The 14,318-nt window shown below is 74.9% G+C and carries 11 protein-coding genes; 3 read left to right on the top strand and 8 right to left on the bottom strand.

Going from position 1 to position 14,318, the window contains the following annotated elements:
* Positions 1–4: 4 nt before the first annotated feature.
* Together SAM23877_RS12800 and SAM23877_RS12795 are read left to right on the top strand one after the other, a co-directional pair.
* Positions 5–415: an acyl-CoA thioesterase gene (locus SAM23877_RS12800; protein ID WP_053131028.1), complete on the top strand. Its 411-nt coding sequence runs from the start codon at positions 5–7 to the stop codon at positions 413–415.
* Positions 412–1,095 carry a DUF8185 domain-containing protein gene (locus SAM23877_RS12795; RefSeq protein WP_053131025.1) on the top strand — a complete coding sequence of 228 codons (684 nt, stop codon included), beginning with the start codon at positions 412–414 and terminating at the stop codon, positions 1,093–1,095. The genes SAM23877_RS12800 and SAM23877_RS12795 overlap by 4 nt, the downstream gene beginning before the upstream one ends.
* A 118-nt stretch (positions 1,096–1,213) precedes the next feature.
* Here SAM23877_RS12795 and SAM23877_RS12790 read toward each other — a convergent pair whose 3' ends face one another.
* The gene (locus tag SAM23877_RS12790) at positions 1,214–1,627 is read right to left on the bottom strand and encodes a globin (RefSeq protein WP_053131022.1); all 414 of its coding nucleotides are present in this window, start codon (positions 1,625–1,627) and stop codon (positions 1,214–1,216) included.
* A 168-nt stretch (positions 1,628–1,795) separates the two neighbouring features.
* Between SAM23877_RS12790 and SAM23877_RS12785 the strand changes: the two genes are divergently transcribed.
* Positions 1,796–2,770: a methyltransferase domain-containing protein gene (locus SAM23877_RS12785; RefSeq protein WP_053131019.1), complete on the top strand. Its 975-nt coding sequence runs from the start codon at positions 1,796–1,798 to the stop codon at positions 2,768–2,770.
* A 27-nt stretch (positions 2,771–2,797) separates the two neighbouring features.
* Here SAM23877_RS12785 and SAM23877_RS12780 read toward each other — a convergent pair whose 3' ends face one another.
* The 7 genes from SAM23877_RS12780 to SAM23877_RS12750 all read right to left on the bottom strand — a co-directional run bounded on the left by SAM23877_RS12780 (position 2,798) and on the right by SAM23877_RS12750 (position 14,220).
* Complete coding sequence (locus SAM23877_RS12780) at positions 2,798–4,435, bottom strand: FHA domain-containing protein (protein WP_053131016.1); 1,638 nt, start codon at positions 4,433–4,435, stop codon at positions 2,798–2,800.
* Between the two features lie 75 nt (positions 4,436–4,510).
* Positions 4,511–5,881 (bottom strand): vWA domain-containing protein, encoded by a 1,371-nt coding sequence (locus tag SAM23877_RS12775; protein WP_053131013.1) that lies wholly within the window; start codon positions 5,879–5,881, stop codon positions 4,511–4,513.
* A gap of 152 nt (positions 5,882–6,033) precedes the next feature.
* Positions 6,034–7,503 carry a PP2C family protein-serine/threonine phosphatase gene (locus tag SAM23877_RS12770; RefSeq protein WP_053131010.1) on the bottom strand — a complete coding sequence of 490 codons (1,470 nt, stop codon included), beginning with the start codon at positions 7,501–7,503 and terminating at the stop codon, positions 6,034–6,036.
* A 3-nt stretch (positions 7,504–7,506) separates the two neighbouring features.
* Positions 7,507–10,248: a serine/threonine-protein kinase gene (locus SAM23877_RS12765; protein WP_053131007.1), complete on the bottom strand. Its 2,742-nt coding sequence runs from the start codon at positions 10,246–10,248 to the stop codon at positions 7,507–7,509.
* A gap of 22 nt (positions 10,249–10,270) precedes the next feature.
* On the bottom strand, positions 10,271–11,599 hold the full coding sequence (locus tag SAM23877_RS12760) for a coiled-coil domain-containing protein (RefSeq protein ID WP_053131004.1): 1,329 nt from the start codon (positions 11,597–11,599) through the stop codon (positions 10,271–10,273).
* 58 nt (positions 11,600–11,657) lie between these two features.
* Positions 11,658–12,704 (bottom strand): glutamate ABC transporter substrate-binding protein, encoded by a 1,047-nt coding sequence (locus SAM23877_RS12755; protein WP_053130990.1) that lies wholly within the window; start codon positions 12,702–12,704, stop codon positions 11,658–11,660.
* 58 nt (positions 12,705–12,762) lie between these two features.
* Complete coding sequence (locus SAM23877_RS12750) at positions 12,763–14,220, bottom strand: hypothetical protein (protein WP_425314754.1); 1,458 nt, start codon at positions 14,218–14,220, stop codon at positions 12,763–12,765.
* Positions 14,221–14,318 lie beyond the last annotated feature (98 nt).

Below are 14,318 nucleotides of genomic sequence, written 5' to 3'. Positions count from 1 at the left end.
TCTCTTGCGCCACATCTACCGCTGCCCGCTGCGCTGGGCGGACATGGACGCGTACGGCCACGTCAACAACGTGGTCTTCCTCCGCTACCTGGAGGAGGCCCGTATCGACTTCCTGTTCCGCCCGGACAAGGACTTCAAGCAGGGGTCGGTGGTGGCGCGCCACGAGATCGACTACAAACGGCAGCTCGTGCACCGGCACCACCCGGTCGACATCGAGCTGTGGGTCACGGAGATAAGGGCCGCGTCCTTCACCCTGACCTACGAGGTCAAGGACGACGACGTGGTCTACGTCCGCGCCTCGACGGTGATCGTGCCGTTCGACTTCGAGACGCAGATGCCACGCCGGATCACCGCTGAGGAACGGGAGTTCCTGAGCGAGTACACGGACGACAAGGAGGAGGCCGTCGCCGCATGACGGTGCTCCACCTGGCCGACGAGGGGGAGGCCGCGGATCTCGCGGCCTTCCTCTCCCGCCTGCTCCGCTACGACCGTTCGGCGGCGGTACGCCTCCAGGCGGCCGGTACCGCCCTCGCCGTCTTCGGCCGGCCGCCCTCCTTCGAGGTGCTGGCCGTCCGCGCGGTGCGGCTGGCCAAACCGTACGAGAACGGGCTCGACGTCACGCTGGACGCGACCGTCTCCGCCGGTGAGCTCCTGGAGGCGGTGGACGAGAAGGCGGCCACCGCCGGTGTGCCGGGCACGGTGACCGGGCCGCCGTGGGCCGGGGTGCTGCCCCCGCGCGGCGGCTGGCGCCCCGAGCCGGGGCTCCCCGCCCCGGACGCCCTGCGCGCGCTGGTCGCCGCGGCGGTGGCGGAGTTCCGCTCCCGTACGGGCGAACTGGCACCCGAGGGCCGTACCCGGGCCGAGCTGGACGGGATCGGGCGGGAGATATGGTCCCGGACGGTGGGGGAGACCGGGCTGCCGGTGCGGGCCGTGCACGCGGCCCAGTCCCTGGGCTTTCTGGGCCCTGCCGGGGGGTCCGCCGAGGACGCGCCGAAGCTCTTCTCCTCGGGCCCGTGGCTGCGGCTGCGCACGCCCTACGGTTCCGTCGCCCTGCGCCGGGTGGGGGCCGGGGCCCTGGGCGTCAGCGTGCGCTGACCCCCTGCGCCGTACGCTCCCGGCCGGAAGCCGCCCGGACTCGACCGGATTCCGACGCCGGACGACCGGATATCGCCGCCCGGCAGTCGGATTCCGACGTCGACGTCGGGGCCGGGGGTCAGCCGGCGGTGTTGACCATCGAGGCCGCCGCGTACGTCAGGTACTTCCACAGCGTCTGCTCGTGCTCCTCGGAGAGCCCCAGCTCGTCGACGGCGACCCGCATGTGCTTCAGCCAGGCGTCGTGCGCCGCCCGGTCGACGGCGAAGGGGGCGTGACGCATCCGCAGCCGCGGATGGCCGCGGTTGTCGCTGTACGTCGTCGGGCCGCCCCAGTACTGCATCAGGAAGAGCGCGAAGCGCTCCTCGGCGGGGCCCAGGTCCTCCTCCGGGTACATGGGCCGCAGGATCGGGTCCTCGGCCACCCCCTGGTAGAAACGGTGGACGAGCCGGCGGAAGGTCTCCTCCCCGCCGACCTGCTCGTAGAAGGTCTGCTCCTGAAGCGTGCCGCGCCGAATCTCATTCACGTCGTCCATGGTCTCAGACGGGTGGACATAGGACTCCAGGCTTAGGACCACCCCTCGCCACCGCCCCTCGCCACCGCCCTCCCCGGCCACTCCCCAGCCCCCGCGTCCCCGCGTCGCCGGCCTCCGCGTCCCCGCCTCACCGCCCGCCTGCCGCCCCCGGGCCCTTACTGTGGAGGCATGGGCGGGCACCAGGACCTGGACGGCCTCGCCGCCTCCGCGCGGGCGGAGCTGGTGCGGGAGATCGAGCTGAGCGGCGCCTGGGCGGCCGACCCGGTGTGGCGGGACGCCTTCGCTACGGTCCCGCGCCACCTCTTCGTGCCGTACTACTACGTCGGCGTCCGGGGCGGTCACGAGCGCCGGTGGGGCGAGGACCCCGACCCCGGCGCCCGCGAGCGGTGGGTGCTCGGGGCGTACGCCGACGCACCGCTGGCGACCCGGCTGCGCGACGGCGAGCTGCTCTCCTCCAGCAGCCAGCCGTCGCTGATGGCCCTGATGCTGGTGGAGCTGGGCGTGCGCGACGGCGACCGGGTCCTGGAGATCGGCGCCGGCACCGGCTACAACGCCGCCCTGCTCGCCCACCGGCTCGGTGACGACGACCTGGTCACCACCGTCGACCTGGAACCGGAGATCACCGAGTCCGCGCGCCGGCACCTGGCCGCGGTGGGCCACCACCCGGCCGTCGTCACGGGCGACGGCGCCCGCGGAGTGCCCGAGCGCGCTCCCTACGACCGGATACTCGCCACCTGCGCGCTGCCCTCGGTGCCGCGCGCCTGGCTCGCCCAGTGCCGTCCCGGAGGCCGCATCCTGACCCCGCTCGCCACCGGCCTGGTCGTGCTCACGGTTCACGACGCCGGGCACGCCGAGGGACGCTTCCTGCACACGCCCGCGTACTTCGTTCCGCTGCGCGGTGCGGAGCGGTGCGAGCCGGAGGTGCCCGGCCTCGGCGGGGTGCCGCGCCGGGCCCGGGAGAACGACCTGTTCCGCTTCCTGCTGGAGCTGAGCCGGGGCGGCCTCGACCCGCAGGAGGCGTACGCCCTGTGGGACCGCGAGGACGCCCCGCGCCGGGAGCGCTACGGCATCACCGTCAGCGGCGAACGGGCCTGGGCCTGGCTGGACGACCCGGAGGGCCCGTACGCCTGGCCCTTCGTCTGACGGACCCGGCGGCGCCGGGCCTCCGCGCTATCCCCGACGGATCGTGATCGTCGTCCAGGCGCCGACGTGCACCCGGTCGCCGTCCTGGAGCGGCACCGGCACGAAGGGCTGGATCGGCTCCTCGCCGCCGTTGACCGTCGTGCCGTTCGTCGAGTTCTGGTCGACGACCGCCCAGTTGCCGTCCGGCTGCTGCACCAGCACCGCGTGCTGGTGCGAGACGCCCGGGTCCTCCGGCGGCACCGCGAGATCGATGTCCGGGGTGTCGCCGGTGGAGTGGCGGCGCCGGCCGATGGTGATCTGGTTGCCGGCGAGGGTGCGCTGCTGTTCGGGCGAGTACGCGGGCAGGTTGAGGCCCGCGGCCTCGGGGCCGGAACGCTGCATCATCGCCATGAAGTAGTCGCGGTCCGGGCCGATGGTCGCCGTCCAGGTCGCCGGTCCCTGAGGCCGCTGGGGCTGCTGCGGCTGCTGGGGCTGCTGCGGGAACCCGTAGCCGCCGCCGGGCGGGGGCGGCGGAGCCTGTGTGGCGCCGGGCTGCGGGTAGCCGTAGCCGCTGCCCTGGGCCTGACCCGGGCCGTTCGGACCGCCGGGGCCCGCAGGGCTGGACGACGGCGGGGAGAGCACCCAGTCGTCGTCACCGCCGCCGAAGGACGGGCCGCCCTGCTGCGGCCGGTTGGCCTCCTGCGGGAACGCGGGCGGGGCGGGCGGGCCGGACTGCCGGTACGCCTGCGGGGCGCCTTCCGGCCCACCGGGGCCGGGCGGCGGCGGGCCCGGGCGCGAGGGGTCGCCACCGAACGGGGGCGGCGCCGGCGGGCCGGAGGGCCCGTTCGGGCCGCCGTGCCCACCAGGTCCACCAGGTCCACCGGGCCCGTTCGGGATGCCGGGGCCACCGGGGCCGTTCGGCCCCCCGGGGCCCGCGGGGCCACCGTGTGCACCGGGGCCACCCGGACCTGCGGGGCCACCGGGACCCCCGGGCCCCGCGGGACCGCCGGGGCCACCGAACCCACCCGGGCCGCGAGACCCGTCAAACCCGCCAGGCCCGCCGCCGGGCCCGCCGGGACCGCCAGGGCCACCCGGACCGGCCGGTCCGCCGGAACCGCCGGGGTTGTAAGGGCCGCCCGGAGCACCGTGACCGCCGCCCGGGCCGCCAGGCCCGCCGCCGTGACCGCCCTGACCGCCGTGACCGCCCGGACCACCGGGACCCGACGGAGCGCCGCCGAAGGGCGGGCCCGGCGGGATCGGCTCGGCGGGACGGTTCATCTGGGACGGGCGGGAGCCCTGGTAGTCGTACGAGTCACCGCCGTACGACGGACCCGACGGACCCGACGGCGGCTGCGGGAAGCGCGGGCCCGGGCCGGGCGCCGGCGGGCGCGGGGCGGCCGGGGTGTACGAGGTGGCGGTGTTGGTGAGGAAGTTCCACCGGCACTCCTCGCAGAACGGCGCCCCGCCCTCACGCGGCGTGCGGCACTGCGGGCACAGCTGCGGCTCGGCTCCGGGACCACCGGGGCCGCCGCCCGGGCCGGCCGGACCGGCGGGCGGCGGGAAGCCGTAGCCGCCGCCCGGGGGCGGAGGCGGGGGAGGGGGCGGCACGGCACCGGCCATGCGGTGACCGCAGACCTCGCACCAGTCGTCGGAACCCGACTGGTGTCCGTTCGGGCAGGTCGGCATGTCGGAGCTTCCCCCTCTTGCGGAGCTTTCGCTGTGTTGTCCGGCGGTGTCGTGGTGCTGCGGTGCTGTGTCGGGTCAGTGCTTCTTCACGCGAACGGTCTTGGTGGACCGGGTCTCGAGAGTCATCTCGTCGGCCTCCTCGACCTTCGCTTTCAGTCGCACAGTACCTGCCGCCGCGTCGACCACGTCCACCACCTTCGCAAGCAGTTTCGCAGTATCCGCGTTTCCGGAGGCGCCGGCGAGCTGAACCGCCCGGCCCAGTTTGGCCGTTGCGCCGTCGATGTCTCCCGCTTTGCGGAGATCGAGCCCTTGCTGGATGGCTTGTGCCAGTTCGGCCTGCCCGGTGTAGTGGGCCACCTGCGGGTTGATCGACGTGGAAGCGGCCATGTCGTCGGTCCACACGGCCCGTACGAGACCCTGCGCGCCGAGGCTGCGCGCGCCGCCTCCCCCGCCCGGCGCCTCGCCCCCGGGCTCCGGGACGACCAGGGAGACCCGGGCGGCCAGCATCTCCTGGCCGAGGCCGGCCGCCGGAACCTCCACGCAGACGTGGTAGTCACGGGACTCGTCGCCCCAGGAACCGGTGGGGTAGTCCCCGGCACGCGGCCCCGCCTCGGTGCGGCGGCCGGTGAGCTCCTCGACCGTGGGGGCGACCTGCTTGACGAACTTCACGGTGGTGCCGACCGGGGTCCACAGGCGCAGGGCGACGTCCGCGACCTCCTTGCCCATGGCCGTCTCCATCACCCGCGTGAAGTCGGCGGCGAGACCGGCGGGGTCGGCCACGATGTCGGCGGTGCCGAGCAGGGCGGAGGCGATCCCTGTGACTTCTTTCACTTCCCAGTCGGTGCCCACGCCCCGGGCGTCACAGGTGAAGCGCCCGGCGCAGGTGTCGAGCGCGGCCCTGAGGTCCTCCGGCGACTCGTGCTCGTTGCGGCCGTCGGTGAGCAGGATGCCGTGCCGGATGGCGACGTCCGCGGTGGACAGCAGCCGGTCGGCCAGCCGCAGCCAGGTGCCGATGGCGGTGCCGCCGCCCGCGCTCAGGCCGCGCAGGGCACGCTTGGCCTGCTCCCGGGTGCCGGCGTCGGCGACCGCCAGGCGCCCGCCGCCCGGGTAGACCTCCTTGGCGACGTGCGTGCCGCCGACCACCGCGAAGTGCACGCCGTCGCGCAGGGTGTCGATCGCGGCGGAGGTGGCGTCGCGGGCGTTGCGCATCTTGGTGGGCGGGTAGTCCATCGAGCCCGAGCAGTCGACCATGACGGCCACGGCCGCGGACGGGCCCTGGCCGGGCGAGTAGAGATGGGGCGCGGCGACCGCGCTCCCGATCGTGCCGCCGCCGGTCGCGGTGACCGTCACGATGGCGTTGACCTCACGGCCGCCGTCGGGCAGGTACTCGTTCTGGTAGACGTCCACCGAGAACTGCGGCACGTTCGACTTCGAGAAATTGGCCATGCCGGTTCGTATCCCCCTCTACGTCCCCACGGTGGTGGGTGTCTGGCTGCCGGCGCGGACCGCCCCCTGCGGTCCGCGAGGCCACCCCGCGCGCGTCCCCCGGGCCGTACCGGGTCGCGCCCGGCCACGACGCCGTACGCCATGCGACGGCCTCAGGCCGATCCTGCCCCCTGCGGCGGGGCGGGGAACGGCACGAGCGCCACTGTTACGTTGTCGTGGCCCCCGCCGTCCAGGGCGTGGCCCACCAGGACGCGGGCGCCGTGCAGCGGTCGCGCGGCGGCGTCGAGGGGGACGGCCTCGGCCATCTCCTCGGCGGACTCCGCGTAGTTCCACAGGCCGTCCGTGCAGACCACGACGACACCCGGGCGGTCCGGCTTGAAGGACGCGGTGTGCGGCTCCAGTTCGTAGGCGTCGGCGCCGAGCCACCCGGTGATCGCGTGGGCGCGCTCGTCGGCGTACGCCTCGGCCTCGCTCATCAGACCGGCGGCGACCATCTGGGCGGCCCACGAGTCGTCCTCGGTGAGCCGGGCGGGCGGGGTGCTCCGGTCGACCGGCACCCAGTAGACGCGGCTGTCGCCGACCCAGCCGACGACCAGGAGGCCCGCGGTCACCACGGCGCCGACCAGGGTGCAGGCGGGGGCGTTCTGGTGGGGGGCCTGCTCGCGGGCCGTGGCGGGCTCGTCGGCCAGCGCGTTGACGGCGTGCGAGGCGGCGACGATCGCGTCGTGCATGGCCTGCTGCGGGTGCGTGCCGCGCGGCAGGGCGGTGAGCAGCGACTCGCCGGCCGCGCGGGACGCGGCGAGTGAGGCGTCGTCGGGACGGGTCGCGGAGGACACGCCGTCGCAGACGATCGCCACGGACGCGGGCGCGCCGTCCGGCAGCGCGGTGCAGCCGACGGAGAACGCGTCCTCGTTGCGGTGGTGGCGCAGACCGCGGTCGCTCACCGCGGCGACGGGGCCCGACTCCTGCTCCATGTGGTCGCGTTCGCGGGGCTGGGCGTGGCCGCAGTTCTCGCAGTAGCCGTCGTCGTCGACCCGGCCCGAGCGGCAGGCCACGCACACCTTCTCGGCCACGGTCTGCCCGGCCACGGTCTGCCCGGACGGACGCGGATCGGACGGGGCCGGTTCGGACGCCAGCCTCGGGTCGGGCGCCTGCAACGGGTACTCGTCGGGCTCCCGCGGCCGGTCGAGCCGGTCGGACCCTTCGGACCCTTCGGACGCGTCGGACCCGTCGGACCGGCCGGACCGATCGGGGTGATCGAACCGCGCGGCGGGCGCGGCCGACGGCACCGGGGGCGTCGGGGGCACCGGGGGCGCCGGAGGCGGGGGCGGGGGGAGCGGGGAGCCGCCCGAGTCGGTCCCCGGCACCTCGGCCGCCGCGTGCACCGGGGCCGGCCGGCCGGAGCCGTCGGATTCCCGGGCCGTCGGCCAGTCCACGCCGTCCGGTGCCCAGGACGGCGCGGGCACCGAGCCGTTCAGGGCGATCGTCGGACTGTCGTCGGGCCGCGCGGGCACGGCGGACAGGTCGTATCCGCAGGCACCGCAGAAACGGTCACCCGACTCGAGGGGTTCCTCGCAGCTCGGGCACTTCGACACAGCGGCCTGCTGGGGCATCTGCGACATCAACTACACCCACGTTCGGGGGCGGTAACGATTGGCACGTTCCACCAGGTCGATCCTCTCCTCGCCGCCCCGCGCCAGCCGAGCCAGCGTGCGGTACGAACGCTCCAGGCCGAAACGCAGACCGCGTTCGTCCAGGCCGCTGCCGAGCAGCGTCCGTCCTCCGGCGGCGGGAGGGACGGAACCCTGACCTCCGGAGAGTACCCAGTCCAGCGCGCAACCGAGGACCTCGGCCGACAACTGCTCGCGCCGCGCCGGATCCAGACCGTACACGTCCAGCGACTCCACCTGCCGCGCGGCCGCGACCAGGTCGTCGAGGAACGCAGCGTCGCCCGCGTTCACGGTGCGCCGCCGCAGTCGGGCCCGCACCGCCGCCACCCGCGCCGCGGTGCAGTGCACGGACGTCTCCGGCACCGACTCCAGCGTCCGTACGGCACCGGCCCGGTCGCCGCCGGCGAGCTGGACCCGGGCCAGTCCGAACGCAGCGCTCACATGGCTCGGGTCGGACGACCACACCAGGCGGTAGTACTCGGCGGCGTTGTCGAGCTGCCCCAGGACCTCCGCGCACAGGCCGAGCGCCAGCTTGGGCGCGATCTCGCCCGGGAAGGCGTCGTAGATCGCGTCGAAGGCCAGCGCGGCGCCCTCGTGGTCGCCGGTCACCAGTCCGGCCAGGCCCCGGTACCAGACCACCCGCCAGTCGTCGGGCCGCTCGTCCTCCAAGGACTCCAGGGCTGCCAGCGCGCCGGGCGCGTCGCCGGTCTCCAGCCGGGCCCGGATCTGCCGCAGCCGGGTCTCGGCCGACGGTGCCGGCGCGGCGGCCAGCGCGGTCAGCAGCTCGCCCGGCGCCGATGCCATGAGGCCCGCGAGGAAACCCGCGTTGGGGTCGCCGGCGTCGACCCGGGGCACCGGCAGCGCGAGGGCGGCGGTCGGCGCGTCGGCAGGTCTGACCAGGCCGGAGACCTCGGTGCCGAGACCACCGACCGCGCTCACGGCACCCGGCAGCGCGCCTCGCGCACCGCCCGCACCGGGCCGTCCGAAGCCCGCGCCCGCCCCACTCGCGTGCCCGGCGCCCGCGCCCGCCCCGCCGCCGTGCCCGGCGCCCGCGCCCGCCCCGCCCGCGTGCCCGACGCCCGGGCCCGTACCCCCGGGCGCGCCGACCGCGGCGCTCGTCCCGCCCGGCAGGGCGGGGCCGGCGGCCGGAGGCGGCACCGCCGTGGCGGCACGGCGCCGCCCCGTACGGACCGTCCGCGCCCCCAGCCGGGACACCTCACCGTCCAGCCGCGGGAACAACTCCGTGTCCGTCACCCTGACTTCGGGCCCGAACAGCGTCGACACGGCGGGCCTGGCCCGGCCCGTCTGGAGCGAGACCACCTCGCGCAGCACACCCGTCAGCTGCTCGGCCATCTCCTGCGCGGAGGCGAACCGGCGGGCGGGGTCGGGGTCGGTGGCACGCACCAGCAGCCGGTAGAAGGACTCGTACCGCCGGAAGACGTCGATGGTGTCCGGGTCGGGCAGCGAGTCGGCGTAGACGGTGGTGTAGCCCTGGAAGTCGAACGTCAGCACGGCGAGGGTGCGGCCGACGGTGTACAGGTCGGACGCCACCGAGGGGCCGACGTCGGCGACCTCGGGCGACTGGTAGCCCACCGTGCCGTAGATGGCCGACTCCTCGTCGTCCATCCGGCGCACCGCGCCCATGTCGATCAGCTTGAGCTGGTCCTCGGTCTGGATGGCGTTGTCGACCTTGAAGTCGCAGTAGAGCAGGTTGCGGCTGTGCAGGTGGCCGAGCGCCTCCAGCGCCTCGATGCCGTACGCGCAGGCCTGCTCCACCGGCAGCGGGTCGCGCCGCCCCTCCGGGGTGCGCCGGCCGTTGGCGATCTCCTTCAGCGACTTGCCGCCGACGTACTCCATGACGATGTAGCCGTCCAGCGAACCCGTCCGCTGGTCGAGGTGCTCGACGAAGTTGTAGATCCGCACGATGTTGGCGTGCTCGATCTCCGCGAGGAACCGCCGTTCGGAGATCGCCGCCGCCATCGCGTCCTGGTCCCCGGTGTCCAGCAGGCCCTTGAGGACCACCCACCGGTCGGAGACCGCGCGGTCGACGGCGAGGTAGACCCAGCCGAGCCCGCCGTGCGCGAGGCAGCCCACCACCTCGTACTGGCCGTGCACGACGTCCCCGGCCTTCAGCTTGGGCACGAAGGAGTACGGGTGACCGCACTTGGTGCAGAAGCCCTCCGTGCGCCCCGGTCGCTCCCCGCGCGCCCGCCCGACCGGTGCCCCGCAGTCCGAGCGCGAGCAGAACCGCTTGCGCTCGGGCACCTCGGGGTTGTCCAGGACCATCGCGCGCGGATCGGGCCGTGGGATCGGCGGGACCTCGACCAGACCGGCGCCGAGGCGCCCGCGCGAGGAGGGACCGGCACCGGAACCCGAACTGCGCACCGACACCGAACGGCTCGTGGACCGGCCCGACACCGCCCGCGAGAGGCGCCCCGAGACCGAACGCCGGGACCGCGACGACTGCGAGGACGTCCGCGCACTGCGGCCGCTCGCGCGGGAACCGCCGCTGCCCGCCGAGCCGCGCGAGCCGCGTCCGCCGCCCCCGGTGATGCCCGTCGGCGTGGAGCCCACCATGCCGTCCGGGGCGACGACGGGTGCCAGACCGCACGTGTCGCAGTACAGCTCGCCGCCGCCCACGTCCTCGTAGGCCCCGCCGCAACCGGGACGCTGACACGTCCGCTGTGCCTCGCTCATGCCGGCCCCTCCCCGTGGTCGCTCATACGCCGGGCCCCGTCCGGTCCACCGGCCCGCCCTGACCGGGCACGCGCGGGGCGGAGCCGAGCAGTTCGGCCGCCGCGTGCTGGTAGCGCAGCACGGCCTGCCCGGCGACGCGCAGGTCGCAGGGCGCGCTCCACAGCATGCGGCGCGCCTTCTCGTACTTCTCGGCCAGCTCGGGGTCCTCGGCGTGGCCGAGCCGGGCCACCTTCGCCTTGTAGGCGTCGAGCCGGCCGCGCAGCTCCGCGCGGACCGCGAGCGGCGCGGTGACCGCCGTCAGCGACTCGCGGGCGCGCAGCAGTTCGTCCTCCGCCTTCTCCTCCAGGGACTCCAGGAGCGGCGACAGGCGGTGCCACTGGGCGTGCCGGCGGTACTCGGCGGCCGCCGCGAGCTGCTCCTGCAGCGCGGTCGGCGGCCCGCTGACGACCGGCACCTCCGTCGCGGCGATCTTCGCCAGCACCTCGCCGCGCGCGGTACGGGCCTCCGCGAGCGTGCGGTCCGCCCGGGAGAGCACGTCCCGCAGCCGCACGATCCGCTGCTCCGCGTCCTGGCGCACGGCCAGCACGGCGTCGATCTCGCGGCGCACGTCCTCCAGGGCGCGTGCCTCCCGGTCGTAGACCGTGGTGTCCGGACGGCCGCCCCCGGGCGCCGAACTGCCCTCCGCCGGTGTCCAGAAGGCCAGCGGGTCGGACACCACCTGCTCGCGCAGCCTCGTCAGGGTGCGGGTGATCCGCTCCAGGTCGTCGCCGGCCGGGTGCTCGCCGGGGCGGACGCCCACGGAGTGCGCGAGTTCGCGGGTGCGCCGGAGCTCCGCGGCGAGCAGATCGATCCGCGCGGGCAGCGCCGACCACACCGCGTCGGCGGCGACCACCATGTCGAGGGAGGCGGCGTACAGCTGGTTCATCCGGTCCACCAGCGTCGCCAGCGAGTACCGCTCGCTCAGGCGGCCCGGACCGCCGTCGGGCGCGCCCGCCGTGGCGGCGGCGCCCCCGGCCATCGTGACGGCCTCGCCGCGCAGCAGCTCGGTCAGCTCGGCCAGGTCCTCGCGGCTGGACCAGCGGCGCCGGGAGCGGATCTCCCGGGCGGTGCGCAGCGCTCTCGTGTAGGCGTCGAAGCAGTTCCACAGCAGGGTGATCGACGCCTCCGCGGCGCTCCAGCGCTCGGCGGTCACCCCCGTCAGGGCGGCGCCCTCGAGGAGTCTGCGGCCCGCGTGGTCCTGGAGGGCGAGGAGCGAGGTCTCGATCGCCTCGTGCTCCGCGCCGAGCCGCGCCAGCGCACGGTCCACCTCGTCCCGGTCCATCACCGGCCCGGTGGGATCCGTGTCGCCCATCGATCACCTCTCGCTGTCGCGGACTTGTGCGTGCTGTTCCCTGCGGTGCGGGGGTCGGTCAGCTCGTGCGCAGATACTCCGGGGCCGGCGGCTCCGACTTCGCCGCGTCGTCCCCCATCGTCGGCTTCAGCCACGCGTCGTACGAGTCCTGCCAGCCCCCGGACTCGTCCGCGCGCCATTCCCGGAGGACGTGGTTGACCCGGCGTACCAGATCGTCGGCGTCCTTCTTCATCGCCACGCCGTAGTACTCCGTGGTGAAGGCGTCGCCCTTGAGCTGGACCGTCGGGTCCTGCGCGGCCTGGCTGGCGGCGAGCGCGCCGTCGGTGACCACCGCGTCGACCTCGCCGAGCTGGAGCCGCACCAGGCAGTCGAGTTGGTTGGGCACGGTGGTGCCCAGGTCGGTGTCGGCGGCCAGCCTGCCGTCCTCGCGGTCCTGCTCCAGTGTGCTGAGCGCGGTGGAACCCGCCGCCGTGCAGATCTTCTTGCCGGCGAGCGTGCCGTCGTAGCCGGTGATCGCCGAGGACTTGGGGGCCAGCAGCTGCTGGCCGGTCCTGAAGTACGGTGCCGAGAAGGCGACCTTCTCCAGGCGTGCGCAGTTGATGGTCATCGTGCGGACCACCATGTCGACCCGGCCGTTCTCGATCGCGGGCTCGCGCTGGTTGGTGGGGATCGCCTTGAACTGCACGGCGTCCGGGTCGCCGAGGAGGTCCTGCGCTATGCGGTGCGCCAGATCGATGTCGAAGCCCTCCAGCTCGGCGTCGCCGCCGCTGTTCGGGTCGCGGTAGCCCCAGCGGTAGCTGTTCTGGTCGACGCCGACGATCAGCTTGCGCTTCTCGCCCTGCCGGTTCTGGATCTCGTCGATGGTGGGGCCGTCGGCGTCGGACGGGGCCAGGGTCTGCTTCTCGGGTTCCGCGCACTCCTGCGCGGCCCGCGCCTGGCCGCCCCGGGTGACGCCGTGGCCGCCCGCACCGGTCTCCCCGCCCGTGCCGTGCGAGCGGAGCACCGGCAGGAGGCAGGCGAACAGCACCGCGAGGGAGCAGGCGAAGGCCATCGCCCCCACACCGCCCCAGCCCTTCAGTCCCGTACGGAGCCGTTGTGCGCGCATCCTCACGCCCCCTTCCACGGGCATCCTCTCCCATCGGCCGCCGGGCCCGAGCCCCGCTTCACCGGTACTCCGACAGCCTGCGGCCGATGCCCAGGAGCGCACCGGCCACGCCGAGTGCGGCCAGGACGCCGGCGACGAGCGGCAGGGGCCGCATCGCGTCCAGACCGTCGCCCGCCGCCCGCTCGAACTCGGCCTCCTCGTGCCCGAGCGCGGTGTCGAGCGAGTCGTCCACGCCGTCGAAGCAATCGGCGGTGGCGCCCTCGCCGCCTATCACGAGGTCCAGCGCCTGCTGGTAGTTGCCGTTCTCGTCCTGTTCACGGGCCGAGGCGTGCCGCTTCTTCCACTCCGTCATGTTGCCGTTCGCCCTGTCGACCGGCCGCTCGCCCGCCTCGTCGTCGGCGAGCCGCCGTGCCTCGGCCAGGCCCTCGCCGAGGGCCTTCATGTTCTTCTCGAAGTCGAGGTCGTAGGCGTCGTAGGTCTTGTCGCCCACCTTCCTCGTCTCCGCGCCGCGCGCCACCAGGGTGAGGTTCTCGTTGCCCCGGGCCTTGAGGGAGGCGATGCGGGCCCCGTTGAGCGCGGTCAGGGAGCGCACTCCGTGCGCGTGGGAGTCGTTCAGGCTCGACCGGGCGACGCTGTGGCCGGCGACCAGCCAGAGCAGGACGATCGCGGACGCGGCCGTCGCGGCGACCAGTCCGTGGTTCAGGACGCGGTGGGTGCGCCGGTAGTTGCGGTGCTGTGCCCAGCCCAGGGCCGCGAGGGCCAGGACACCGAGGGCGATCGCCGCCCAGGGGTAGGGCTTCGCGTCGGCGTAGTCGGCGCCGAGCCGCCGGTTCTCGCTCGTGTAGAGGTCCTCCGCCGCGGGGAGCATCTGCTTCTGCATCTTCTCGTTGGCGTAGCGCAGGTAGGCGCCGCCGACCGGGAAGCCCTGCCGGTTGTAGGTGCGGGCCCGCTCGACCAGGCCCTTGTACTCGGGCAGGAGGCGGTTGAGTTCGGTGATGGTCGCCTCGGCGGGGGAGTCGGCCTCGGAGTCCGCGGCGGCTTTCACGAGCCCCTCCGCTGCCGCCCGGACGGCGCTCTCGTACTCCTCGCGGGCCGCCTTCGTCTCCTGGCCGCCGGCGAGGAAGCCGCTGGACGCGGCGGTGTTGGCCTCCGCGAGTGAGCGGTAGACGCCGGCCGCGGCCGAACTCAGCGGCTGGCTGCGGTTCAGCACGTCGTCCGCGGCGGCGGACCGCTCGTTCATCTGCCAGGCGGTCACGGCGCCGAAGGCGACGACGAGCGCGGCGAGCAGCGCGCCGATGATCCGCAGCCGCCCCGGCTCGGTCACGGCCGCCGCGCGGAGCCGGTCCACGCCCTCGGCGAAGGCGGTGCGCCGGGGCGCCGGCGGCGGGGGGACGGCGGGGGCGGCGCCGCCGGACCGCTGCTCCGGAAGCGGCCGGGGCGGCGACGGCACGGCGGGCAGGGTGGGCGCGCCGGCGCCGGGCGGTGGCGCCGCGCCGCCCTTCTGCGGTCCAGTCACTGCTGACCTCCCCCGTGGTCATCCGTCGCCGCAAGTATCGCTGCCCGCGACGACATTCGCACCGGCCTTCACCCGATCTTGCTCCGATCCCGGAGCAA

The organism is Streptomyces ambofaciens ATCC 23877 (assembly GCF_001267885.1).
Lineage (GTDB): Bacteria > Actinomycetota > Actinomycetes > Streptomycetales > Streptomycetaceae > Streptomyces > Streptomyces ambofaciens.
This window is presented reverse-complemented; position numbering and strand designations above follow the sequence as displayed.

What these genes read in the sequence shown, in the direction of transcription:
- SAM23877_RS12770 (WP_053131010.1), bottom strand. Translation starts at nt 7,503, where the DNA reads ATGTCGCAGATGCCCCAGCAGGCCGCTGTGTCGAAGTGCCCGAGCTGC.
- SAM23877_RS12790 (WP_053131022.1), bottom strand. Translation starts at nt 1,627, where the DNA reads ATGGACGACGTGAATGAGATTCGGCGCGGCACGCTTCAGGAGCAGACC.
- SAM23877_RS12780 (WP_053131016.1), bottom strand. Translation starts at nt 4,435, where the DNA reads ATGCCGACCTGCCCGAACGGACACCAGTCGGGTTCCGACGACTGGTGC.
- SAM23877_RS12765 (WP_053131007.1), bottom strand. Translation starts at nt 10,248, where the DNA reads ATGAGCGAGGCACAGCGGACGTGTCAGCGTCCCGGTTGCGGCGGGGCC.
- SAM23877_RS12760 (WP_053131004.1), bottom strand. Translation starts at nt 11,599, where the DNA reads ATGGGCGACACGGATCCCACCGGGCCGGTGATGGACCGGGACGAGGTG.
- SAM23877_RS12775 (WP_053131013.1), bottom strand. Translation starts at nt 5,881, where the DNA reads ATGGCCAATTTCTCGAAGTCGAACGTGCCGCAGTTCTCGGTGGACGTC.
- SAM23877_RS12795 (WP_053131025.1), top strand. Translation starts at nt 412, where the DNA reads ATGACGGTGCTCCACCTGGCCGACGAGGGGGAGGCCGCGGATCTCGCG.
- SAM23877_RS12755 (WP_053130990.1), bottom strand. Translation starts at nt 12,704, where the DNA reads ATGCGCGCACAACGGCTCCGTACGGGACTGAAGGGCTGGGGCGGTGTG.
- SAM23877_RS12785 (WP_053131019.1), top strand. Translation starts at nt 1,796, where the DNA reads ATGGGCGGGCACCAGGACCTGGACGGCCTCGCCGCCTCCGCGCGGGCG.